This is a genomic window from Streptomyces sp. NPDC056169 (assembly GCF_042268445.1).
In the GTDB taxonomy this organism is placed as follows: Bacteria; Actinomycetota; Actinomycetes; order Streptomycetales; family Streptomycetaceae; genus Streptomyces.
This window is the reverse complement of the sequence record NZ_JBHJUO010000016.1, coordinates 1-23885: the sequence shown is the minus strand read 5'-3', so window position 1 is coordinate 23885 and position 23885 is coordinate 1. Positions and strand designations below refer to the sequence as shown.

Here is a 23885-nt window from a genome sequence, read left to right as displayed (position 1 = left end):
TTCTGGAGGTGCGTACCGGCGTCCCCTCCGGAAGAATCGGGGGGTGCCGTCGCTGCGGTTTCGGGGTCCTCGGCTGTCGCCGTTTCCCACCGGTCCACGGGGTACCAGGGTATCAGCGACATCGGGAGACCGCTTCCGGCCACACGCGGCAGTCGGGTGTACACGGACGGCTACGAAAGGGGTGGGGCGGGATCCGTCCGGCGGGGTGATCGGCGAGGTCACGGACGTGTTCACCCGATCGGAGCAGCGACGTTACCCGCGTGATCACCGGGTCACTAGGGTGCGACGTATTCTGCTCGGACATAGCCCGCCGAGCAGGCCGGCCAGCGGCACCACCCCGCCAGCACAACCGGACCGAAGCTCGTCGACGATCCCTTGACCGCTGACACACACAGACCCGGCTGACACCCAGCCGGCGCATCTGGAGCAAGCGCCCCGCGGGGCGGACATGGCCGTTCGACTGGAGTGAAGCACGTGGCCGGGCGCATCGAGGATTACGCACTCATCGGAGACATGCAGACCGCCGCCCTGGTCTGCCGGGACGGCAGCGTGGACTGGCTGTGTCTCCCCCGCTTCGACTCGCACGCCGTCTTCGCGGGGCTGCTCGGCACCGAGGAACACGGATTCTGGCGGGTGGGACCCGCCGTGTCCGAGGACGCCGAACCGCCCCCGGCGGACCGGCGCCGCTATCAGGGCGACTCGCTGATCCTGGAATCCGAGTGGGACACCCCGCGCGGCACGGTCCGGGTGACGGACTTCATGCCGCCGCGCGACGGCGCCCCGCAGATCATCCGGATCGTGGAGGGCGTCTCCGGCCGGGTGCCGATGAGTTCCGCGCTGCGGATGCGCTTCAGCTACGGCCGGATCGTGCCCTGGGTCCACAAGGTCGGCGACCGCACCGTCGCCGTCGCCGGGCCCGACTCGGTGTGGCTGGACACGGACGCGGAGACGCACGGCGAGGACCTCACCACGTACTCCGAGTTCACCGTCTCCCCCGGTGACCGGATCACCTTCACGCTCTCCTGGCAGCCCTCCCACAAGGAGCCGCCCGCCCTCCCGGACCCGGAGGGCTCGCTGGAGGCGACCGCCGACTTCTGGCGCGAGTGGGTCGCGCACTGCACGTACCACGGCCCCTACCGGGAGGCGGTGGTCCGCTCCCTGATCACGCTGAAGGCGCTGACGTACGCGCCGACCGGCGGGATCGTGGCCGCGCCGACCACCTCGCTGCCCGAGGAGATCGGCGGCGTCCGCAACTGGGACTACCGCTACACGTGGCTGCGGGACGCGGCGATCACCCTCTCCTCGATGCTGCGCACCGGCTACCGCGAGGAGGCCCGCGCCTGGCGGGACTGGCTGCTCCGCGCGGTCGCGGGCGACCCGGAGAACCTCCAGATCATGTACGGCATCGCGGGCGAGCGGGAGCTCGGCGAGGCCGAGCTCGACTGGCTCCCGGGGTACGAGAACTCCGGCCCGGTCCGGGTCGGCAACGGCGCCGCGAACCAGCTCCAGCTCGACGTCTACGGCGAGGTCACCGAGGCCCTCCACCTCGCGCACATGACGGGGCTCTCCCGCAACGACTACGCCTCGACCCTCCAGCTGAGGCTGATCAAGTACCTGGAGACCCACTGGGACCAGCCCGACGAGGGCATCTGGGAGGTCCGCGGCCCGCGCCGCCACTTCACCCACTCCAAGGTGATGGCCTGGGTGGCCGTCGACCGCACGATCAAGCTCATCGAGTCCGGGGACGCCGACGGCCCTCTGGAGCGCTGGCGCGACCTCCGCGACGAGATCCACCGGGACGTCTGCGAGAAGGGCTACGACCCGGAGCGGAACACGTTCACGCAGTCGTACGGCTCCAAGGAGCTGGACGCCTCGCTGCTGCTGATCCCGCAGATGGGTTTCCTCCCGCCGGACGACAAGCGGGTCATCGGCACGATCGAGGCGATCCAGCGGGAGCTGTCCACGGAGGACGGCTTCGTGCTGCGCTACCCGACGGCCGGCGAGGAGGCCGGTGTCGACGGCCTGGAGGGCGACGAGGGCGCGTTCCTCGCCTGCTCCTTCTGGCTCGCCGACGACCTGGCGATGATCGGCCGCGTGGACGAGGCCCGCACCCTCTTCGAGAAGCTGCTCTCGCTCCGCAACGACCTCGGGCTGCTCGCCGAGGAGTGGGACCCGCGGCTCCAGCGCCAGGTGGGGAACTTCCCGCAGGCGTTCAGCCACGTCCCGCTGATCGACACCGCCCTGCGCCTGACGGCCAGCGGGGCGTACGGCGGCTAGGGACTGTCACCAGGGCTTGTCCGGCCCTGATACGCCGGACAAGGCCTGGGCGGCCCGCGCGGGGGACGGCGCCCGGACCTACGATGAGAAGGTCCCGTCCCCCCGCACGAAAGGGGGGCTCCCCATGGCTCCCCATGTCTCCGAAAGCGCTCTGGCCGGACTGGTCGAGGACCTGGCCGGTGAGGTGATCACCCCCGGCGATCCGGGCTACGACGAGGCACGCGCCCTGCACAACGGCATGATCGACCGGCGCCCTTCGGTGATCGCCCAGTGCGCCGGCCAGGCCGACGTGTCCAACGCGATCCTGTTCGGCCGCCGGACCGAGCTGCCGATCGCGGTGCGCGGCGGCGGCCACAGCGTCGCCGGGAGTTCCATGATCGACGGCGCGCTGGTCGTCGACCTCCGCAGGATGCACGGCGTCGTCGTGGACCCGGAGGACATGACGGTCAGGGTCGAGGGCGGGGCGACGATGTCCCACCTGGACCACGCCTGCCAGCCGTTCCAGGTGGCGACCACCGGCGGGCGGGTGTCCACCACGGGCGTCGGCGGCTTCACGCTGGGCGGCGGCTCCGGCTGGCTGGAGCGGAAGTTCGGTCTCGCCAGCGACAATCTGCTCGCCGCCGACCTGATCACCGCCGAGGGCAAGCACGTCCACACGGACGCGGAGGAGAACCCGGAGCTGTTCTGGGCGCTGCACGGCGGCGGCGGCAACTTCGGGGTGGCGACCTCGCTGACGATGCGGCTGCACCCGCTGCCCGAGATGAGCGTCGCGATGCTGCTGTTCCTGCCCGCCGACGCGCCCGAGGTGGTGCGCACCTTCCGCGATCTCGGCGCCCGCGCGCCGGACGAGATGGGCGGCGGCGCCATCTACATGCCCGCGCCCCCGGAGCCGTTCGTGCCCGAGGACCTGGTCGGCAAGCTGGTCTGCGGGGCACTGTTCACGTACACCGGTCCGGTCGCCGAGCTCCGCGAGTTCGCGGCGCCGCTGTTCGCGCTGAAGCCCGTGGTCGAAGTCGTCACGGACATCCCGTACGTGGACCTCCAGACGATGCTGGACGACCCGCCGGGGCTGCGGAACTACTGGTCGGCCGAGTACCTGCGAGAACTCCCCGACGAGGCCGTGGACGTCTTCTGCGACCGCGGCGCGCGGATCCCGGCCTCGACCGCCACCCAGCACGTGCTGTTCCTGATGGGCGGGGCCGTGGCCGCGGGGCCCTCCGGATACCCGCAGCCGTGGCGCACCGCGCCCTGGGCGGTGCACCCGTTCGCGACCTGGGAGGACCCCGCGTACGACGAGCAGGCGAAGCAGTGGGTCCACGACGTGCGGGCCGACGCGCGGCCGTGGGCCCTGGAGGCGACGTACCTGAACTTCATCGGGGCCGAGGGCGAGCAGCGGATCGTCTCCTCCTACGGTGAGGACAACTACCGCCGGCTCGCCGCCGTGAAGAACGCGTACGACCCCGACAACGTGTTCCGCTTCAACCAGAACATCGCGCCGGCCGGCTGAGCCGGCTCAGCGCAGCGCGTCGATCACCTCCTTGGCGGCGCGCTCGCCCTCCGTGGCCCCGCCCTCCATGAAGCCCTGGAAGTCGTAGCTGCAGTGCTCGCCGCCGATGTGGACGTTGCCCTGGGCCTTGCCCTCGTACCCCGCGTACTGGTGGAGGTAGCCCACGGGCCAGCAGGAGTACGCGCCGAGCGCGTACGGGTTCTTGTGCCAGGCGGAGAGCTGGGCACGGCCGGTGTACGCCCTGGACGTGCCGGGGAAGAAGGCGTCGATGCCCGCGAGGTAGCGGGTGACGAGGCCGCGCACGTACGGGTCGGACTCGGTGGAGAACGGCCCGGCCGGGTTCAGGTTCCTGGCCAGGCTGCCGCCGCCGTACTGGAGGAGGATGCCGCCGGTGCCGCCCTGGATCTTGGTGGTGTCCCAGGTCTGCTGGACCTCGCCGTCGGTGAAGCAGTCGCCGGCGGAGACCCCGGGCCAGGGGCCGGTGCCGCGCCAGGGACGGGTGCCGAACTGCATGTTGAGCTTGGTGCAGTAACCCATGCGGGCGTCCCGCAGGAGGTTCCGCATGAGCGGGTCGAAGCCGGCCTGGGAGAGGTCCAGCTGCTGGAGGATCGGCAGCGGGAGACAGAGGATCGTGTGGTCGGCGGTGACGGTCCGGGTCGCGCCGGCCTCGCTGAAGGTCAGCGTCTGGGTGCCGTCGGCGTTGGCCCGTACGGCGGTCAGGGACCAGCCCTGGCGCAGGGTGCCGGCGGTGAGGGCCCCGGCGACGGCGTTCGGGAGCTGATCGTTGCCGCCGACGATGTGGTACCGCTCGTTGGACAGGCCCCAGACGTTGAAGTTGCCCGGATTGGTCTGGTAGCCCATGAGGAGGACGAGGGCGAGCGAGGACTGTTCGGTGGTGTCGGCGCCGTACTCGACGTTGTAGGCGACGTCGATGAACTTGCCGAGCGGTGAGGAGTGACCGCCGGGGATCCGGCTCTCGATCCACTCGTACACGGACATGTTGTCGAGGGCGGTGCCGGTGGGCGTGGTCTGGTTCCAGCGGACCTCGCCCGCCTCGGAGATGTCGCGGCGCAGCGCCTGGTAGACCGCGTTGAAGTCCTCGTCGGCCTGGTGGCGCGGGTAGTAGGCGCCGCCGAACCAGAGGACCTCCTCGGCCCCGTTGGGCCCGCCGCCGAGGAAGTCCTCGACGGCGAGGTCGAAGCGGCGGCAGAGCTCCAGGATCTTCTTGTGGCTGGTGTCGATCAGCTCGCCTCCGATCTCGGAGGTCTGGCCGTACGCCCAGTGGGCGCGCTGGGTCCACATGCGGCCGCCGACCCGGGAGGGGTTGGCCTCGTAGAGCACGGGGCTCAGGCCGGCGTCCTGGAGGGTGAGTGCGGCGGTGAGGCCGGATATCCCGGCCCCGACGACGGCGATCCTGGCGGTGCTCTTGACGGGCGGGGACGGGGTGGCGGCGCGGGCGGGGACGGCCCCGCCCAGACCGGCGGCGCCGACGCCGACGGCGACACCGGCAGCGGCGGCGTACGTGAGCAGGGAGCGGCGCCCGAGGGCGTCGGCTCGCATGCCTCTGAGCTCGTCGACGGGGATGTCCAGCCGTCGGGCGTCGGCGTGCTCGGCGGCGAGACGCTTCAGGAGGTGCATCGGGTTGGTGCGTGCCATGGAGCGCTCCTGGAAGAAGGGGGAATCAGCTCTGAGGTACGGCGATGGGGGGCAGCTCTGAGGTACAGCAGCGGGGGCAGCCCTGGGGTATGGCAGCGAGGGTCAGCCCTGAGGTACGGCAGCGGGGGCGGGGGCCTCCGCGGCGGGCCGCTCGGCCGCGTCCTCCAGGACGATCCGGCCGATGATCTCGTACCGCTCGGGCCGCTTGGCCTTGAGGTAGAAGCCGAGGCCGAGGCCGCCGAAGAAGACCGCGCCGACGATCCAGGGGATCGCCTTGAAGAAGAGGGAGTCGGCGGCGAGACCGGCCGCGGTCTCCATGTTGACGACCAGCAGGACGACGACGGCGATCATGCCGAGGCCGCCGAGGAGCGGGGCGACGAGGGTCTTGAACCAGTGCCGGTCCTCGGGGTGGTTCTTGCGGAAGTAGCCGATGACGGCGAAGGAGCAGAGGGTCTGGACGATGAGGATCGCCATCGTGCCGAGGATCGCGAGCAGCGTGTAGAGGTGGATGTAGGGGTCCTGGCCGGTGAGCCAGAAGGCGAGGACGAGACCGACGGCGATCGCGCTCTGCACGTAGGAGGCGATGTACGGCGAGCCGTGCCGCGCGTGGGTGCGGCCGAGCGCCGGGTGGAGGAAGCCCTCGCGGCCGATGGCGTACAGGTAGCGCGAGGCGCACTGGTGGAAGGCCATGCCGCAGGCGAAGGAGCCGGTCAGCAGCAGCCACTGGAAGGCGTCGACGGCCCAGGCGCCGATGAAGGACTGGGTGGGGGCGAAGAACAGGTCGAGCGGGCTGGAGGAGGCCGACAGCTTCACGGACTCGGTGAGGCCGTTTCCGGCGATCGTCATCCAGGAGACGTAGATGTAGAAGAGGCCGACGCCGATGACGGATATCAGGGTGGCGCGCGGGATGACCTTCTTCGGGTTGCGCGACTCCTCCCCGTACATCGCGGTCGACTCGAAGCCGACCCAGGACCAGAAGGCGAAGAAGAGGCCGAGCCCCGCGGAGGTGCCGGTGAAGGCGTTCATGGGGTTGATCGGCTCGACCGGGATGCCGTCGGGGCCGCCGCCGGCGATGAGCACGGCGGTGGCGACCGCGAAGAGGACCGCGATCTCGGCGATGAGCATCACGCCGAGCGCCTTGGCGGTCAGGTTGATGTCGAAGTACGAGAGGAGGGCCGTCACGGCCAGCATGACCGCCGCGTACAGGATCCACGGAATGTCGACGCCGAGCTGATCGGCGACCGTCGTCCGGGCGAAGTACGCGAAGACGCCGACGATCGAGGCCTCGAAGACGATGTACGCGAGGACCGCGAGCATGCCGGAGGCCATGCCGGCGATCCGGCCGAGGCCGTGCGAGATGTAGCCGTAGAAGGCGCCCGCGGCCGTGATCCGCTTGGCCATGGCGACATAGCCGACGGAGAAGACGGTCAGGACGAGGGTCGCGAAGAGATATCCGGCGGGTGCGCCGGTGCCGTTGCCGAAGCCGACGGCGATGGGGAGGTTGCCGGTCATCGCCGTGATCGGGGCCGCGGTGGCCACGGCCATGAAGACGACACCGACCAGACCGACGGAGTTCGCCTTCAGCCGGTGGACCTCTGGGGTGGAGTTCTTTGCCATGGCGCGAGAGCATCCTCGCGTGTGACGCAGGCCACAATCGACATGCGGTCGCACAATTCCCGCCAGAGGGCGACGAGTTGTCGCCCCGATGGACGAAGTGTCCGGTCCCGTAACCGTGGGGTGATGTCACCGGAACACGGACGCGGGTAGCGTCCGGCCCCATGGACAATCAGGGCGGGATCACCGTGCAGCGGGCACTCGAACTCCCGGGGCTGCGCAGCGGGCTCCCGGAGGTCGTCGCCGGCGCGGACCGGCTGCACCGCACGGTGCGCTGGGTGCACGCGGGCGAGGTGCCGAACATCGCGTCGCTGCTCAAGGGCGGCGAGCTGCTCCTCACGACGGGTCTCGGCCTGGGCACCCGCCCGGCCGAACAACGGGCCTTCGTCCGCCGCCTCGCCGACCGGGGCATCGCCGCGCTCGTCGTCGAACTGGGTCCGCGCTTCGCCCGGCTGCCCGCGACGATAGTGGAGACCGCCCGGGCGGCCGGCCTGCCCCTCGTCCAGCTCCACCGCGAGGTGCCCTTCGTGGCCGTCACGGAGGAGATCCACACCGAGATCGTCAACGGCCACTACGCGCTCCTCCGGCAGGCCGAGGAGGTCCACCGGCAGTGCACGGAGGCGCTGCTCGGCGGCGGTGGGATCCCGCAGGTCCTGCGCATCCTCTCCGACTTCGCCGCGAACCCGGTCTTCCTGGAGACCCCCGACGGCCAGCTGCTGTACGCGGCGGGCACCGAGTCCGGGCCCGCCGACCCGCTCCAGGTCTGGGACGGGCTGCGCGGCCAGCGGGCGGCCCGCGAGTCGGGCCCGCCCACCGGCACGGTCCTCGTCGACGTGCCGGGCGGCGGCCCCGGTACGGGCTCGGTGCGGGCCCGCCTGGTCCTCCTCTCGGTCTCCGGCGCCCTCTCCCCCGTCCACCGGATGGCCGCCGAGCGGGCGGCGGGCATCCTCGCGGTCGTCCTCATGCAGGCCCGCCAGGAGGAGGAGCTGGCCGCACGCGGCCGGGGCGACTTCCTGACGGACCTGGCGGAGGGCCGGATCACCGCGGAGGCCGCGCCCGCCCAGGCCCGCGTCCTCGGCTTCAAGCCCGGCGACGGCCCCCTCCTCCCGGTGGTCATGCGCCTGGCCTCGGAACTCTCCCCGTCGGGCAACTGGGCCCTCCTCGCCCGGGCGGTCCTGGAAGAACTCTCCTCGGTCGGCGTCCCCGTACTCCTCGGCGTCCGCCCGGTCGAAGGCCGGGTCCCCCTCCTCCTGGGCCTGCGCTCGGAGTCGGAGCGCACGGCCGTCGCGGACCGGGTCGCGGCGGCGCTCCGCGCGGGCGTGGAGCGGGCCGGCCTGGAGCGCGCGGGCGTCCACCCGCCGGTGGTCGTCGTGGGCGTCGCCGGAAGCTGGGCCGCGGCCTCCGCAGGCCTGCGGCACGCGGCGGAGACGGCGACGGCCGCGCAGGGCCTCTCGGACCTCCCCTGGTACGACGCCCGCCGCCTGGACATCGACCTCCTCCTGTGGCGCCTACGGGACCACCCCGACCTGGCGGCCTTCGTGGACCGCGCGATCGGCCCCCTCCGCGACCACGACCGCACCTCCCGCCCGCCGCTGCTCCCCACCCTGGAGACGTACCTGGCCCACGCGGGCCGCAAGGCGGAAACGGCCCGAGAACTCCACCTCAACCGCCAGACCCTCTACAACCGCCTGGCCCGCATCTCCGAACTCCTCGGCACGGACCTGGACGACCCCCAAACGGTCCTGGCCCTCTCCCTGGCCCTGAGAGCCCGCCGCCACACGACGTAGCACCCCGGAGGGCCCCCTGAGCTCGCCTGCCGAGCCGAAGGCACGTGGGGGGGGCACGCCCCGGGCCTTGACTGCTGCCGGCGCGAAGGCACCGCGGGGGGCACGACCCGGGCCTCGACTGCTGCCGGAAGGCACCGCGGGGCGGCGAGGTCCCGGGTCTCGCCCGGCGGCGCGAAGCTGCCGCACGGGCAAGGGGCCGGCGCCCCCGCCACCCGCCCCGCGGCGCGAAGCTGCCGCCTGGGGGGTTCGGGGGCGGAGCCCCCGGTCTCGTCAGAGTTTCGGGAAGGGGCGGGGTGGGGGAAACAACCCCGCCCCGAACCGGCACCGCGTCAGCGCCCCGCCAACTCGTCGTACACGCTCAGCACGTGCGCCACCGTCTCGTCCTCCGTCGGCCACGTCCCCGCCTGCACCCGCCCCGCCGCCGCCAGGTCCATCCGCCGTTCGGCGTCCTCCAACAGCCCCCGCACCGCCCCCGCGAGGGCCGCCGCGTCCCCGTACGGCACCAGCTCCGCCGCGTCCCCGACCAGTTCCGGCACCCCGCCGACCGCCGTCGCGACCAGCGGCACGCCGAGCCGCAGCGCCTCCTGCGCGAGCAGGGAGCGGGCCTCCCGGCGCGACGGGAGGACCGCGACGTCCGCCGCCGCCAGCAGCTCCGCGACGTCGTCGCGCCGCCCGATCAGCCGCACCGCGAGCCCCTCCGCGGTGATCCGCCGCTGGAGCGCGGCCCGTTCGCGCCCTTCGCCCGCGATGACGAGCAGCGGCTGCGGGTCGAGGTCCCGCCACAGCCGTGCCGCGTCGAGCAGGGTCCCGTACCCCCGCCCCCGTTCGAGCGCCCCGACCGCCATCAGCAGCGGCCGGTCGACCGCGCCCAGTTCGGCACGGGCCTTGCCGTCGTGCAGGCAGACGGGCCCTCGCGCGGCCGGCACGGTGACGGGGGCGAGCCGGGCGTCCCGCGCCCCGCGCCGCCGCGCCCGGTCGACGAGTTCGGACGACGTGCCGAGGACGACGGACGCGGCCCGCACGGTCCGCCGCTCCAGGAGCCGCTGCACCCCGCCCCGCGCCCCGTCCAGGTGGTTCCGGCTGTGCCAGGTGGTGACGAGCGGCGTGCGCCCCCCACCGGAGGGCCCCCGACCGAAGGCACCCCCACCGGAGGCGCCCCCACCGGACGAGCCCTCACCGAAGGACCCTCCACCGCACGGCACCGACAGCGCGAGCGCCGCCCGCACGGAGGCCTGGAGCCCGTGCGCGTGGACCACGTCCGCACCGATGCAGGCGTTACGGAGCGCGGTGACGGTCGCGGGGTCGCCGAGGCGCGGCAGGGGCACGAAGTGCGCGCCCGCGCCGAGGTAGTCGTAGAGACGGTCGAGTTCTGCCGGGGCGCACACGGTCACCCGCACGCCCCTCGCCACCAGCCCCGAGGCGAGTGATCGGACGTGGGAGCTGCTGCCCGCGCTGCCGCCGCCCAGCACTTGGACCGTACGGAGCTGTGTCACGCGCCCAAGGATGCCAGCCCGTGCCGCCGACCGTACGCACGTTCCGGCACCGAAACGGCGTCGTTCCCTTGCACGGAGGGCGTCCACCGTCCCGGCCCGCCCCAGGGTTCACCCACCCGGGTGAGCGCACGAGGCGGCGCCGCGCTCCCCCCACGCCGCGGCGGCCGCAAGACCCACCGCGTGCGCGACGAGCCCAAACCGCCCGTTCCCCGCGGCGATCGCGCCGCCGACGGCCGCGCCGAGCGCGTGCGCCCCCATGTCGCCGAGCATCGTGCGCTCCCCGAGGTCCTCGCCGAGGACCGCCGCCGCTGCCCCCATCGGGGCGGCGGCGAGCGAGCCGCGCAGCAGCCCGGGCGCGCCGAGGGCGAGCACGGTCAGGCCCGCCCGGCCCGGCCGTACGTCCACGAGGTTCACCAGGTGGGCGCTGCCGGCGATGACGACCCCGGCCAGGACCTTGTCGACGGGCCGTTCCTTGAGCATCGCCCCGGCCACGAGCGAGGCCGCGCCGATGCCGATGAGCTTGACGGCCCCGCTGGTCACCTCGCCGTCCCGAAGCGCCGTCAGATGCGCCCGGAAGCCGCGCCGGTGGTCCCCGCGCAGGTCGTCGTACCGCCCGCAGACGGCCGAGGCGGCGACGGCCAGGGCGGCGCCCGGCGCGAGGGGCGCCGCAGCGACCGCCGAGCCGAACGCGGCGGCGGCACCGGCGTGGAGGGTGACGGGCCGGCCCGCGTGGTTGACCCGCTCCCAGCTGCCCGGGTTCCCCGGCGGTCGCCGCCTCAGCTGCCCGTAGGCGAGCCGGGTCGCACCGAAAGCAGCGGCGAACGTACCGACCCGCCCCAGCTCACGCCTCACGCGCCCACCGACCCCGGATCGCACCCCAGCTCACGCCTCACGCGCCCACCCGCCCCAGGTCCCACCCAAGGTCACGCCTCACGCGCCCACCCACCCCAAGCCACGCCCCAACCCACGCCCCAGGCGACCCTCACGCGTCCGCCCGAGCCGTAGCGAGCAGTTCCTCTGCGTGCGCCCTTGCCGTCTCGGAGTCCTCCTGGCCGGCGAGCATCCGGGACAGCTCCCGCACCCGCTCCTCGCCCTCCAGGACGGTGACGCCGGACCGGGTCACTGAGCCGTCGTTGGTCTTCTCGACGAGCAGCTGCCGGTCGGCGAAGGCGGCGACCTGCGGAAGGTGGGTGACGACCACGACCTGCGCGGTCTTGGCGAGCTTGGCGAGCCGCCGCCCGATCTCCACGGCCGCCTTGCCGCCGACACCCGCGTCGACCTCGTCGAAGAGGTACGTCGGCACGGGGTCGGTCCCCGCGAAGACGACCTCCACCGCGAGCATCACCCGCGACAGCTCACCACCGGACGCGCCCTTGGCGATCGGCCGCGGCGGCGCGCCGGGGTGCGGGGCGAGCAGCAGCTCGACCTCGTCGGCCCCGGACGGTCCGTACGCGACCCGCCGGCCGCCGACCTCGACGCCTTCCGGGTCCTCGGTCTGGCTGATCGCGAACGACACGCGGGCGTGCGGCATGGCGAGTGAGGCGAGCTCGGCGGTGACCGCCCCGGCGAACCGGTCGGCCGTCTCCGTGCGGGCGTCGGTGAGCCCCTGGGCGAGGACGGACAGTTCGTCGCGCAGCCGGTCCCGCTCGGTGGTCAGCTCCTCGACGCGGTCGTCGTCGCCGTCCAGCTCGCCGAGCCGGGCCGCGCTCTCCTCCGCCCAGGCGAGGACGGCGGCGATGTCCTGGCCGTACTTCCGGGTGAGCTGGGTGAGGGCCGCGCGCCGCTCCTCGACGGCGGCGAGCCGCAGCGGGTCGGCGTCCAGGTCGTCGGCGTATCCGGCGAGCTCCCCGGCCACGTCGCCGAGCAGGATGGAGATCTCCCCCATCCGGTCGGCGAGCGAGGCGAGCGCCGCGTCGTGGGACCGTACGGCCTCCAGGGCCCGGCCCGCGCCCGCGACGAGGGTCGTCGCGTCGACGGCCTCGGGGTCCTCGGGATTGCCGGCCAGCGCGCCGTGCGCGAGCGCGGCGGCGGAGGCGAGTGCCTCGGCGTGCCCGAGCCGCTCCGCCTCGGCGGCCAGCTCGACGTCCTCCCCGGCGCGCGGGGCGACGGCCTCGATCTCGGTGAGCCCGAAGCGCAGCAGATCGGCCTCCTGGGCCCGTTCCCGGGCCCGGGTGGTGATCTCCTCCAGCTCGCCCGTGACGGCACGGAGCCGCTTGTAGGCCTCGCTGTAGGCGGCGAGCGGGACGGCGACGGCCTCGCCCGCGTACCGGTCGAGCGCGCCGCGCTGCCGGGCGGGCTTGAGGAGGCCCTGCTGATCGGTCTGGCCGTGGACGGCGACGAGCTCGTCGGCGAGCTCGGCGAGCAGCCCGACGGGCACGGAGCGCCCGCCGAGGTGGGCCCGCGAGCGCCCCTCGGCCGAGATGGTGCGACTGACGAGGAGCACGCCCTCGTCGAGCTCCGCCCCCGCCTCCTCCGCGCGGACGGCGGCGGGCCCGCCCGCGGGCACGCTGATCCGTCCTTCGACGACGGCCGAGGCCGCGCCGATCCGCACCAGGGCCGGGTCGGCCCGTCCACCGAGCAGCAAGCCCAGACTGGTCACGACCATGGTCTTGCCCGCACCGGTCTCACCGGTCACCGCGGTGAAGCCGGGCGACAGCTCGACCACCGCGTCGTCGATGACCCCGAGCGACCGTATCCGCATCTCCTCCAGCACGCCCCAGACCATACGAGGTTTCCCTGGTCCGATGCGACATCGCCCCGGGCGTAACTCTCCGGCGCGCCGATCGTTCGAGCGCCTCGATGAGGGGAACGGGGGAACGGCGCACGTCAGTGCGGAGCGCCCCGCCACCCGGACACCGGCAGGGCGAACTTGGCGACCAGCCGGTCCGTGAAGGAGGCGTGGTGCAGCCGGGCCAGCCGGACGGGCACGGCACCCCGCCGCACCTCGACCCGCGCGCCCGCCGGAAGCTCCACGGTCCGCCGCCCGTCGCACCACAGCACGCCGTGCGGGGTGTGCGGCTCGACCTCGACGGCGAGCACCGACTCGGGGGTGGTGATGAGCGGCTTCGCGAACAGCGCGTGCGCCCCGATGGGGACCATCAGCAGCGCCTCGACCTCCGGCCAGACGACCGGTCCGCCCGCCGAGAAGGCGTACGCGGTGGAGCCCGTGGGTGTCGCGCAGATCACCCCGTCGCAGCCGAAGCCGGTCACCGGGCGGCCGTCGATCGCGAGGACGACCTCCAGCATCCGCTCCGGCGACACCTTCTGGACGGCCGCCTCGTTGAGGGCCCAGTCGCGGTGCAGGACGTCGCCGTTCTCGTACACGACGACGTCGAGCGTCATGCGCTCCTCGACCTCGTACGCCTTCGTCACGACCCGGTCGACGACCTTGTCGAGGTCGTCCCGCTCGGCCTCCGCGAGGAAGCCGACCCGGCCCAGGTTGACCCCGAGCATCGGCACCCCGGAGGCCCGGGAGAACTCGGCGCCGCGCAGGAGCGTGCCGTCCCCGCCGAGGACGACGAGGAGTTCACAGCCGTCGAGGGCGTCGGAGCAGGCCTCCGGCACCTTCTCGACGGACGGCGGCAGCGGCAGGTCGGAGGCCTCGGCCTCCAGGACGCGGACGCCGATGCCGCAGCGCAGCAGCCCCAGGACGACGAGTTCGGCGCTGCGCACGGCGGCGGGCCTGCCGGTGTGCGCGAGCAGGAAGACGGTGCGTGATGTTCCCGATGGTGCTGCTGCCGTTGAGCTCAACGAGGTCCCTCCGCCACGGCGCGGTCGACGTCCGCCGGATCGAGCGCGGGTGCGCCTGCCCGCAGCCACAGAAAGTACTCGACGTTTCCCGAGGGGCCGGGCAGCGGGCTGGCGGTGACGCCGAGGACACCGAGTCCGAGCTCGGCGGCCCGCCGGGCCACGTTCTTCACGGCGTCGGCCCGGAGTTCGGTGCTCCGCACGACCCCGCCCGTACCGAGCCGCTCCTTGCCCACCTCGAACTGCGGCTTCACCATCAGGACGAGGTCGGCGTCGGGTGCCGTGCACGCCACCAAGGCGGGCAGGACGAGGCCGAGCGGGATGAAGGACAGGTCGCCGACGACGAGGTCGACCGGGACGCCGTCGATCGCGTCGAGCGTCAACTCGCGTACGTTCGTCCGGTCCTTCACGGTGACGCGCTCGTCGCTCTGGAGCGACCAGGCGAGCTGCCCGTAGCCGACGTCGACGGCGACGACATGGGCGGCGCCGGTGCGCAGCAGCACATCGGTGAAGCCGCCGGTGGAGGCCCCGGCGTCCAGGGCGCGCCGGCCCTCGACGAGCAGGCCCTGCGGTACGAAGGCCTCGAAGGCCCCGGCGAGCTTGTGGCCGCCGCGCGAGACGTAGTCGGGGTCGGAGTCGTCCTGGACGACGACGATGGCCGCGGCGGTCTCGACCTGGGTGGCGGGCTTGGTGGCGACGGTCTTGCCGACGGTCACCCGGCCCGCGGCGATCAGCTGGCTGGCGTGCTCGCGCGAGCGCGCGAGCTTGCGCCGTACCAGCTCGGCGTCGAGACGGCGGCGTGCCACTCCTGCCACGTTCGGTTCAGCTCCTGTTGTCGTGCGGACGGGGTGCGGGGTGTGCGTCGAGCGAGGTCAGCTCGGCGCGCAGTCCACGGTGTACATCCTCGTACACCTCCAGGTGTCCGTCCGCCGGGAGGTGGTCCACTTCGGCGAGACGCGCCAGGTGGGCGTCGACGGCGGCGTGGCCGGTGAGCTCCCGGTCGACGCCGAGCGGCGCGGGCGCGGCGGGCTCGTGGTCCTCCGCGGCCCCCGTCACATCGCCCTCGAAGGGGCCCGGCCCGGTCGTCGTATCGCTCATCCCCCGACGCTATCGCGAAGCCCTGGGGTACGGTCGACCGCGATGGCGACGATCACTGAGTGCCGTGGCGCACTGGACAGACTTTCGGACAATCTCTCGCGGGCCGACGGCGACGTGCGGGGTGCGACCGCGCTCGACCGCACCCTGAGCTGCCACGTCACGGACCTCGACACCACCTTCACGGGCCGTCTCGCCGACGGCCGGATCGAGGTCGTGGACACGGTGCCGGGCCCGCCGCCGGCGAAGGCGCAGATCCGGCTCGCGATGACCGGCGACGACCTGGTGGCGATGGTGGGCGGCGAGCTGAACTTCGCGAAGGCCTGGGCCTCCGGCCGGGTCAGGCTGGAGGCCGGCTTCCGCGACCTGCTGAAGCTGCGCACACTCCTGTAGCGCCGCTCCGAAGGCCCTACTTCAGTAGGACGGGCACCTGCTCGGCCCGCTGCTTCGTGCGGGCCTTGCGCCCGGCCGGTACGACCAGCGGCGTGCCGGTCTCCGGGTCCTCGATGATCTGGCATCGCAGCCCGAAGACCCGCTCGACGAGCTCGGCCGTGACGACCTCGGCCGGTGGGCCCTCGGCGACGACCTCGCCGTCGCGGACGGCGATGAGGTGGGTCGCGTACCGGGCCGCGTGGTTGAGGTCGTGCAGGACGGCGACGAGCGTGCGGCCCTGCGTCTCGTGCAGCTCGGCGCAGAGGTCGAGGACGTCGATCTGGTGCTGGATGTCGAGGAAGGTCGTCGGCTCGTCGAGGAGCAGCAGCGGCGTCTGCTGGGCGAGCGCCATGGCGATCCAGACGCGCTGCCGCTGCCCGCCGGACAGCTCGTCGACGTACCGTTCGGCCAGTTCGGCGACGCCGGTCGAGGCCATCGACTCCTGGACGATCCGCTCGTCCTCCGGCGACCACTGGCGCAGCAGTCCCTGGTGCGGGTACCGGCCGCGGGCGACGAGGTCGGCGACGGTGATGCCGTCGGGGGCGATGGAGGACTGGGGCAGCAGGCCGAGGGTCTTGGCGACCTTCTTGGCGGGCAGGGAGTGGATCGACGCCCCGTCGAGCAGGACCCGCCCCTCGGAGGGCTTCAGCATCCGGGAGAGGGCGCGCAGCAGGGTCGACTTGCCGCAGGCGTTGGGTCCGACGATGACGGTGAAGGAGTTGTCTGGGATCTCGACGGACAGGTCGCGGGCGATGACCCGCTGCTCGTACGCGAGGGTGACCGATTCCGCGCTCAGACGCTGCTTCTGCCGACCGGTCATACCCGTACTCCTGTTGTCCTTGTTCGCGGTGGTCATATCCGGCCCGCCTTGCGTTCGGTGACGAGCAGCCAGAGCAGATAGCAGCCACCGAGGATGCCGGTGACGACGCCGACCGGGAGCTGCCGCTCGCCGAAGGCGTTGGTGGCGATCCAGTCGGCGCTGAGCAGCAGCGCCGAGCCCATGAGGGCGGAGGCGGCGAGGTTGGGGCCGGGCGCCCGCGTCAGCCGGCGGGCCAGCTGCGGCGCGCTCAGCGACACGAAGACGATCGGCCCGGCGGCCGATGTGGCGACGGCGACGAGCAGCACCGCGGAGGCCATGAGGACGATCCGGGTCCGCTCGACCTTCACCCCGAGGGCGTACGCGGCGTCGTCGCCCATCTCCAGCATGCGCAGGGCGCGGCCGTGGCCGAGGACGAGCGGCAGCAGGACGCAGCAGACGGCGAGCAGCGGCCAGAACTGGGACCAGTCGCGCCCGTCGAGGGAGCCGGTCATCCACACGGTGGCGCGGGTGGCGTCCGCCAGGTTGGCCTTGGTGATCAGGTAGTGGATGACGGAGGTGAGCATGGCGGCGGCGCCGATGCCGACGAGGACGAGCCGGTAGCCGTGCACGCCCTTCTTCCACGCCAGCAGGTAGATCGTCACCCCGGTGACGAGCCCGCCGACGACGGCCCCGCCGGCCGCGGCGGCGGCGCTGCCCTGGAAGAGGACGATGACGGCGAGCGCGCCGACGGTGGCGCCCTGGCCGAAGCCGATGACGTCGGGGCTGCCGAGGGGGTTGCGGGACACCGACTGGAAGACGGCTCCGCCGACGGCGAGCGCGGCGCCGACGAGGACGGCGACGAGGATCCGCGGCAGCCGCAGGTCCATGACGGCGAACTCCTGGACGGCGGTGCCCTTGCCGAGGAGCGTGTCGACGACCTCGCCGGGTGACATGGGGAAGTCCCCGGTGCCGATGAGGACGACGGCGACGGCGACGGTCAGCACGAGTAGGCCGAGGACGGAGAGCGCGGCCCGCGGCTCGTACCGTACGGAGAGCCCGCCGCCGGCCCGCAGGGTCTTGGTGGTCACAGCTGGGCCATCCTCTTGCGGCGTACGAGTCGGATGAAGACGGGCCCGCCGATGAGGGCGGTCACGATGCCGACCTGGAGTTCGGAGGGCCGGGCCACGAGCCGCCCGACGATGTCGGAGCCGAGCAGCAGGACCGGCGCGAGGACGGCCGCGTACGGCAGGATCCAGCGCATGTCGGGCCCGGTGATCGCCCGCACCATGTAGGGGACCATCAGCCCGAGGAACACGATGGGCCCGCAGGCCGCGGTGGCGGCCCCGCACATCAGGGTGACGGAGACCATGGCGACGACCCGGGTCCGGTTGATGTTCGCGCCGAGCGCCCGGGCGGTGTCGTCGCCCATCTCCATGGCGTTCAGGGGCCGCGCGATGAGCAGCGCGAGGACGGCGCCCCCCAGGATGAAGGGGGCGACCTGCCGGATGGTCGCCATGTCGGCGGAGGCCAGCGACCCGACGGTCCAGAACCGCAGCCGGTCGAGGGCGGCGGAGTTCAGCAACTGGACGGCGTTGACGTACCCGTAGAGCGCGGCGGTGGCGGCGGTCCCGGCGAGCGCCAGGCGCACGGGGGTGGCGCTGCGGCTGCCGCCGAGCAGATAGACGGCCACGGCGACGACGGCGGCTCCCACGAAGGCGAACCAGACGTAGTCCTTGACGTCGGACACCCCGAGGAACGCGATGGCCGAGACGACGGCGGCCGCGGCCCCCGCGTTGACGCCGAGCAGTCCGGGCTCGGCGAGCGGATTACGGGTCAGCCCCTGCATCACGGCCCCGGAGAGCCCGAGCGCGAGCCCGACGAGCAGCCCGAGGAGGGTGCGGGGGACACGTACGTCGTGAATGACGACGTCGTTGCCGACACCGCTGTTCCGGAACAGGCCGTGCCACACGTCCCCGAGCGGCACCGGCTTGGCGCCGATCATGATGCTCAGGACACAGACCAGCAGCAGGACCGCGACGGCCACCACCAACCCGACGGCGCGCACGGAGTTGCGGCGCTTCGGAGGCTGGGCGGCGGACGTCGGCTCCGCGCTCGCTCGGGAAGGACTCTCAACCAACACGGAGTTAGGTTAGCCTACCCAATTTTCTTACCCGCGCCCGAGCGTCGACGACCTCACTCCCCACACGCCCCACCGGAGGACGGGGAGGGGAATCCTCACCACCCCAACAACGCCAACGCCTTCCCCGCGTCCGCCTCACACACCCCGTCCCCCGCGGCCGACCACGCGGCCCCGCACAACGCCCGCACCCCGTCCATCACATCCGCCCCCTCAACCACCTCAAGCACCAACTCGCCCCCGCTCACCGACGCCCGCCACCCCCCGCACAGCACGGCTCCCCCGGCCTCCGCGACGACCTCGGGCTGCCCGACCAGCAGCCCCCGCAGATCCGCCGCCACATACGTCGGCCGATGCTCCGGCGGCGCCACGAGCAGCTGCGCCACATCCGTCACCCCGGTGAAGACGAGCAGCGAGTCCACCCCGCCGTTGAACGCGCCCTCGATGTCCGTGTCCAGCCGGTCCCCCACCACCAGCGGCCGCTCGGCCCCCGTCCGCAGCACCGTCTCCCGGTGCATCGGCGGCAGCGGCTTCCCCGCGACCTTCGGCTCCGCACGACCCCCCGCCGCGATCCGTACGACCTCCACCGCCGCCCCGTTCCCGGGCCCGATCCCCCGCACCCCCGGAATCGTCAGGTCGGTGTTCGAGGCGTACCACGGCACTCCCCGCTGCACCGCGTACGCCGCCTCCGCGAACCGCCCCCACGGCAGGTCCGGCCCTCCGTACCCCTGGACGACCGCCGCCGGCTCGAAGTCCGCCGACTCCACCGGCACGAGGCCCCGCTCGCGCAGCGCCACCCGCAGCCCTTCGCCGCCGATGACCAACACCCGCGACCCCGGCGGCACTTCGTCGGCGATCAGCCGCGCGACCGCCTGCGCCGAGGTGACCACGTCCCCGGCAACCGCCGGCACCCCCAGCTCGGTGAGGTGCGTCGCGACCTCCTCCGGCGTCCGCAGCGCGTTGTTGGTGACGTACGCGAGGTGCATGCCGCCGCCCCGCGCGACCCCGAGCGCCTCGACGGCGTGCGGGATGGCCTCCCCGCCCGCGTAGACGACACCGTCCAGGTCGAGGAGAGCCGTGTCGTACGCCGCGCTCAACGGCACCGCGCTGCTCCCCGGAAGCGTCCTGCCGCCCTCGCCCTGCCGCTCGTGCCCGATCCGCACCGTCACCGCACACTCTCCTCGCCTCGCCGGGTGGAATTCCCCCGCTCCCCCGATCATCGCTCATGCCCGCGCACACATACGATGTCGAGATGAACACCTCAGGTCACGCGGCCGACGCTGTCCGCGACGACACCGCTGGGCTGCGTCTGGCCCCGTTCCGCGGACTCCGATACGTCCCCGAACGGGTCGGCAGCCTCGCCGCCGTGACGTCTCCGCCCTACGACGTCGTCGTACGACCTGACGGACTTCTCCATCTCGAATCGGCCGACCCGCACAACATCGTCCGGCTGATCCTCCCCCAGGCGATCACCGCCGGCACCCGCCACCGCAAGGCCGCCGTCACCCTCGACCGCTGGCTCGCCGACGGCGTCCTCGCCCCGGACCCGGAGCCCGCGCTCTACGTGTACGAGCAGAACGGCGACGGCATCCTCCAGCGGGGCATCATCGGCGCCCTGGAGCTCTCCACCCCGGACGAGGGCGTGGTCCTCCCCCACGAGGACGTCATGCCGCACGTGGTCGAGGACCGCGCCGCCCTGATGCGGACGACGGCCGCCAATCTGGAGCCCCTCCTCCTCACCTACGTCGGAGAGGCGGACGGCGGCGCCGACGCCGTCATCGAGCGCGCGGTCCACCGCGAGCCGCTGCTCTCCACCACCACGGAGGACGGCTTCCACCACCGCCTCTGGGCGGTCACCGACCCCGCCGAACAGGCGACCGTCGCCGCCGACCTCCGCCGCCACCAGGCCCTCATCGCCGACGGCCACCACCGCTGGGCGACCTACCTGCGCCTGCGCGAGGAGCACGCCGCTCCCGGCCCCTGGAACTACGGCCTGGTCCTCCTCATCGACACCGCCCGCTATCCCCTGCGGGTCCGCGCCATCCACCGGCTCCTCAACCGCCTGCCGGTCTCCGACGCCCTGGCGGCCCTCGGCGACTCCTTCCGGGTACGCCGGATCGAGCGCCCCCTGCCGACGGCCCTGGAGGCCCTGGCGACCGCCGCGGCCGAAGGCAACGCGTTCCTCCTCGCGGGTGACGGCGCGTTCCATCTCCTCGACTCCCCGGACCCCGCCCTCCTCGACCGCACGATCCGCACGGACCGCCCCGAGGCCTGGCGCACCCTGGACGCGACCGTCCTGCACTCCACCCTCCTGGAGCACGTCTGGCACATCCCGGACGCGCCCGAGGACATCGCCTACATCCACGACACGGAGGCCGCGGTCGCCCAGGCGGAACGCCGCGACGGTACGGCGGTGCTCATGCATCCGGTACGGGAAGAGGTCGTACGGGACCTCGCGCGGCAGGGCGTGACGATGCCCCGCAAGTCGACCTCGTTCGGCCCGAAGCCCGCGACCGGCCTGGTCCTGAGAAGCCTCGCGCTGGACTGAATCGGCCGGGAAAACGAAGAAGGGCGGCACCCCAAGGGGTACCGCCCTTCTCACATCACCACCGGATCAACGAGCGTCGCCGCCGTCGACCTCATCCATCTCGTCGATCTCGTCGATCTCATCGATCTCGTCGCCGATGTCGCCGTCACGGACATCGACGTCACCGTCGACGTCATCCTCGACATCGTCGACGGCACCCTCGACGAGTTCGTCGTCGGAGTCGTCGAAGGCGTCCACGAACTCGACGCCGTCCAGCTCGGCGAGCCGGTCGGAGGCGTCAGTGACACCGTCCTTGTCGGCCTCCAGCGCCTTGGCGAACCAGTCCCGCGCCTCGCTCTCACGCCCGGCGGCGAGCAGCGCGTCGGCGTAGGCGTACCGCAGGCGCGCGGTCCACGGGTGAACGGCGCCGGACGCGAGCTCGGGGCTCTGCAGCGTCACGATGGCGGCGTCCAGCTGGTCCATGTCACGACGGGCGCCGGCGGCCACGAGCCGCATCTCGACCTGCCCGGCCTTGTCCAGCTTCTGCACCTCGGGCTCGCCGGCCATGGCCAGCGCACGCTCGGGACGGCCCATGCCGCGCTCGCAGTCGGCCATGACGGGCCACAGCTCGACGCCACCGCTCATGCGACGCGCGGCGCGGAACTCGGCCAGCGCCTCGGAGTACTTCTGCGTGGCGTACGCGGCGAAGCCGGCCGCCTCGCGCACGGCCGCGACACGCGACGCGAGCCGCAGGGCGATACGGGAGTACTCGTACGCCTTGTCCGGCTCCTCGTCGATCAGCTGGGCGACCATGACGAGGTTACGGGCGACCTCCTCGGCCAGACCCTTGGGCAGGCTCATCAGCTCCTGGCGCACGTCCGGGTCGATCTCTTCACCGGTGACCTCCGGCGGGATCGGCAGCCGCTTGATCGGCGCACGGTCGCCACGGTCCCGGTCACGGTCGTCACGCGCCCCGTAGCCACCCCGGTCGTCGCGCCCGCGGAACCCACCGCGGTCGCCGTCACCCCGGTCGTCGCGGCGGAAACCGCCGCCACGGCTGTCGTCCCGACGGTCGTCACGACGGAAGGGAGTCCGCTCGTCCCGACGCTCGTCGCGACGGAAGGCAGGACGCTCGCCACGGCTGTCATCCCGACGGAAGCCACCACCGGTACCGCCACCGCGGTTGTCGTCCCGACGGTCGTCACGCTGGTAGGAAGGCCGCTCGCCACGGTTGTCGTCACGACGGAAGCCACCGCCGGTACCGCCACCGCGGTTGTCATCGCGACGGTCGTCCCGACGGAAGGGAGGACGCTCGCCACGGTTGTCATCGCGGCGGAAACCACCACCGGTGCCACCGCCACGGTTGTCGTCGCGGCGGAAACCACCACCGGTGCCACCGCCACGGTTGTCGTCGCGGCGGAAGGAGGGACGCTCGTCACGACGGTCGTCGCGACGGAACCCACCACCGGAACCGCCACCGCGGTTGTCGTCACGGCGGTCGTCACGCTGGAAGGAAGGCCGCTCGTCACGACGGAACCCACCACCGGTGCTGCCACCACGGTTGTCGTCCCGACGGAAGGGAGGACGCTCGCCACGGCTGTCGTCACGACGGAAGCCACCACCGGAACCGCCACCACGGCTGTCGTCACGACGGAAGCCACCGCCGGTACCGCCGCCACGGTTGTCATCGCGGCGGAAGGGAGGACGCTCGCCACGGCTGTCATCCCGACGGAACCCACCACCGGAACCGCCACCGCGGTTGTCATCGCGACGGTCGTCACGCTGGAAGGAAGGCCGCTCGTCACGACGGAACCCACCACCGGTGCTGCCACCACGGTTGTCGTCCCGACGGAAGGGAGGACGCTCGCCACGGTTGTCATCGCGACGGAAGCCACCACCGGAACCGCCACCACGGCTGTCATCGCGACGGAACCCACCGCCAGAGCCACCACCGCGGTTGTCGTCACGGCGGAACCCACCACCGGTGCCACCACCGCGGTTGTCATCGCGACGGAACCCACCACCGGTGCCACCGCCACGGTTGTCGTCACGGCGGAACCCACCACCGGTGCCACCACCGCGGTTGTCATCGCGACGGAAACCGCCGCCAGAGCCACCACCGCGGTTGTCGTCACGGCGGAACCCGCCACCGGTACCGCCACCACCACGGTTGTCGTCACGGCGGAACCCGCCACCGGTACCGCCACCACCACGGTTGTCATCCCGGCGGAAGCCACCACCGGTGCCACCGCCACGGTTGTCATCACGGCGGAAGCCACCACCGGTGCCACCGCCACGGTTGTCATCGCGACGGAAACCGCCGCCAGAGCCACCGCCACGGTTGTCGTCCCGACGGTCATCGCGACGGAAGCCACCACCGGTACCGCCACCACGGTTGTCGTCACGGCGGTCGCCACGACGGTCATCGCGCTGGTGGGAGGGTCGGTCGTCGCGACGGAAGCCGCCACCGCCGCCGCCCCGGTTGTCGTCACGGCGCGGCCCGCGGAAGCCGCCCCGGTCGCCACCGCCGCCGTCGTTGCGACGCGGCTCGCGCTCCGGACGGCCGTCGGGAGAGTTGGTGGACATGTGGGTGACTCCTGTCTTCGGGTACTGCAGTCATTCTCGCGCAGCCGGCACTCAGCCGCGCATCGGGAAAATCAAGCGAAAAACAAAAGGACCCCTGGTCCAGCGTGAACGCTGGGACCAGGGGTCCTGAAATATTGTTCGGCGGCGTCCTACTCTCCCACAGGGTCCCCCCTGCAGTACCATCGGCGCTGAAAGGCTTAGCTTCCGGGTTCGGAATGTAACCGGGCG

The 23885-nt window shown here is 72.8% G+C and carries 18 protein-coding genes, 1 rRNA gene and 1 pseudogene; 5 read left to right on the top strand and 15 right to left on the bottom strand.

Annotation, left to right across the window (positions count from 1 at the left end):
- The first annotated feature begins 474 nt into the window (after positions 1-474).
- Both ACFC0G_RS26090 and ACFC0G_RS26085 read left to right on the top strand, forming a co-directional pair.
- A complete protein-coding gene (locus ACFC0G_RS26090; RefSeq protein WP_376407260.1) occupies positions 475-2277 on the top strand; it encodes a glycoside hydrolase family 15 protein in 1803 nt (600 codons plus the stop codon).
- 124 nt (positions 2278-2401) lie between these two features.
- Positions 2402-3784: an FAD-binding oxidoreductase gene (locus ACFC0G_RS26085; RefSeq protein WP_376407258.1), complete on the top strand. Its 1383-nt coding sequence runs from the start codon at positions 2402-2404 to the stop codon at positions 3782-3784.
- A gap of 6 nt (positions 3785-3790) precedes the next feature.
- Here ACFC0G_RS26085 and ACFC0G_RS26080 read toward each other — a convergent pair whose 3' ends face one another.
- A complete protein-coding gene (locus tag ACFC0G_RS26080) occupies positions 3791-5440 on the bottom strand; it encodes a flavin monoamine oxidase family protein (RefSeq protein ID WP_376407256.1) in 1650 nt (549 codons plus the stop codon).
- Positions 5441-5542: 102 nt separating this feature from the next.
- Positions 5543-7057, bottom strand: a complete 1515-nt coding sequence (locus ACFC0G_RS26075; RefSeq protein ID WP_376407254.1) for an APC family permease — start codon at positions 7055-7057, stop codon at positions 5543-5545.
- A gap of 161 nt (positions 7058-7218) precedes the next feature.
- On the opposite strand from ACFC0G_RS26075, the gene ACFC0G_RS26070 reads away from it, so the two are divergent.
- On the top strand, positions 7219-8841 hold the full coding sequence (locus ACFC0G_RS26070) for a PucR family transcriptional regulator (RefSeq protein WP_376407252.1): 1623 nt from the start codon (positions 7219-7221) through the stop codon (positions 8839-8841).
- Positions 8842-9170: 329 nt separating this feature from the next.
- Here ACFC0G_RS26070 and ACFC0G_RS26065 read toward each other — a convergent pair whose 3' ends face one another.
- The 6 genes from ACFC0G_RS26065 to ACFC0G_RS26040 form a co-directional block, all read right to left on the bottom strand.
- A complete protein-coding gene (locus tag ACFC0G_RS26065) occupies positions 9171-10334 on the bottom strand; it encodes a glycosyltransferase family 4 protein (RefSeq protein ID WP_376407250.1) in 1164 nt (387 codons plus the stop codon).
- A gap of 108 nt (positions 10335-10442) precedes the next feature.
- Entirely contained in the window at positions 10443-11186 is a 744-nt protein-coding gene (locus tag ACFC0G_RS26060; protein WP_376407248.1) for a hypothetical protein, read from the bottom strand.
- 130 nt (positions 11187-11316) lie between these two features.
- Positions 11317-13059, bottom strand: coding sequence for a DNA repair protein RecN (gene recN, locus ACFC0G_RS26055; protein ID WP_376407246.1), 1743 nt, complete (start codon positions 13057-13059; stop codon positions 11317-11319).
- Between the two features lie 101 nt (positions 13060-13160).
- Complete coding sequence (locus ACFC0G_RS26050; RefSeq protein ID WP_024757739.1) at positions 13161-14084, bottom strand: NAD kinase; 924 nt, start codon at positions 14082-14084, stop codon at positions 13161-13163.
- On the bottom strand, positions 14081-14896 hold the full coding sequence (locus tag ACFC0G_RS26045; protein WP_376407244.1) for a TlyA family RNA methyltransferase: 816 nt from the start codon (positions 14894-14896) through the stop codon (positions 14081-14083). Before ACFC0G_RS26045 ends, ACFC0G_RS26050 begins: the two co-directional genes overlap by 4 nt.
- 7 nt (positions 14897-14903) lie before the next feature.
- Positions 14904-15179: a hypothetical protein gene (locus ACFC0G_RS26040; RefSeq protein ID WP_376407242.1), complete on the bottom strand. Its 276-nt coding sequence runs from the start codon at positions 15177-15179 to the stop codon at positions 14904-14906.
- A gap of 42 nt (positions 15180-15221) precedes the next feature.
- Here ACFC0G_RS26040 and ACFC0G_RS26035 point away from each other — a divergent pair, with 42 nt between their 5' ends.
- The gene (locus ACFC0G_RS26035; RefSeq protein ID WP_376407240.1) at positions 15222-15569 is read left to right on the top strand and encodes an SCP2 sterol-binding domain-containing protein; all 348 of its coding nucleotides are present in this window, start codon (positions 15222-15224) and stop codon (positions 15567-15569) included.
- A gap of 16 nt (positions 15570-15585) precedes the next feature.
- Here ACFC0G_RS26035 and ACFC0G_RS26030 read toward each other — a convergent pair whose 3' ends face one another.
- From ACFC0G_RS26030 to ACFC0G_RS26015, 4 genes are all read right to left on the bottom strand, one after another.
- The gene (locus ACFC0G_RS26030; protein ID WP_376407238.1) at positions 15586-16428 is read right to left on the bottom strand and encodes an ABC transporter ATP-binding protein; all 843 of its coding nucleotides are present in this window, start codon (positions 16426-16428) and stop codon (positions 15586-15588) included.
- Positions 16429-16460: 32 nt separating this feature from the next.
- Positions 16461-17495, bottom strand: a complete 1035-nt coding sequence (locus ACFC0G_RS26025; protein ID WP_376407236.1) for a FecCD family ABC transporter permease — start codon at positions 17493-17495, stop codon at positions 16461-16463.
- Positions 17492-18547 (bottom strand): iron chelate uptake ABC transporter family permease subunit, encoded by a 1056-nt coding sequence (locus ACFC0G_RS26020; protein ID WP_376407234.1) that lies wholly within the window; start codon positions 18545-18547, stop codon positions 17492-17494. Before ACFC0G_RS26020 ends, ACFC0G_RS26025 begins: the two co-directional genes overlap by 4 nt.
- 95 nt (positions 18548-18642) lie before the next feature.
- Positions 18643-19713, bottom strand: a complete 1071-nt coding sequence (locus ACFC0G_RS26015; RefSeq protein ID WP_376407232.1) for an HAD hydrolase-like protein — start codon at positions 19711-19713, stop codon at positions 18643-18645.
- Positions 19714-19796: 83 nt separating this feature from the next.
- On the opposite strand from ACFC0G_RS26015, the gene ACFC0G_RS26010 reads away from it, so the two are divergent.
- Positions 19797-21092: a DUF1015 domain-containing protein gene (locus tag ACFC0G_RS26010; RefSeq protein WP_376407230.1), complete on the top strand. Its 1296-nt coding sequence runs from the start codon at positions 19797-19799 to the stop codon at positions 21090-21092.
- Between the two features lie 66 nt (positions 21093-21158).
- On the opposite strand, the gene ACFC0G_RS26005 is transcribed toward ACFC0G_RS26010, so the two are convergent.
- The 3 genes and pseudogenes from ACFC0G_RS26005 to rrf all read right to left on the bottom strand — a co-directional run.
- Complete coding sequence (locus tag ACFC0G_RS26005; protein WP_376407611.1) at positions 21159-21992, bottom strand: hypothetical protein; 834 nt, start codon at positions 21990-21992, stop codon at positions 21159-21161.
- Positions 21993-22031: 39 nt separating this feature from the next.
- Positions 22032-23126: pseudogene (locus ACFC0G_RS26000) on the bottom strand (hypothetical protein); the annotation flags it as partial.
- Between the two features lie 667 nt (positions 23127-23793).
- Positions 23794-23885, bottom strand: a 5S ribosomal RNA gene (gene rrf, locus ACFC0G_RS25995); the annotation flags it as partial.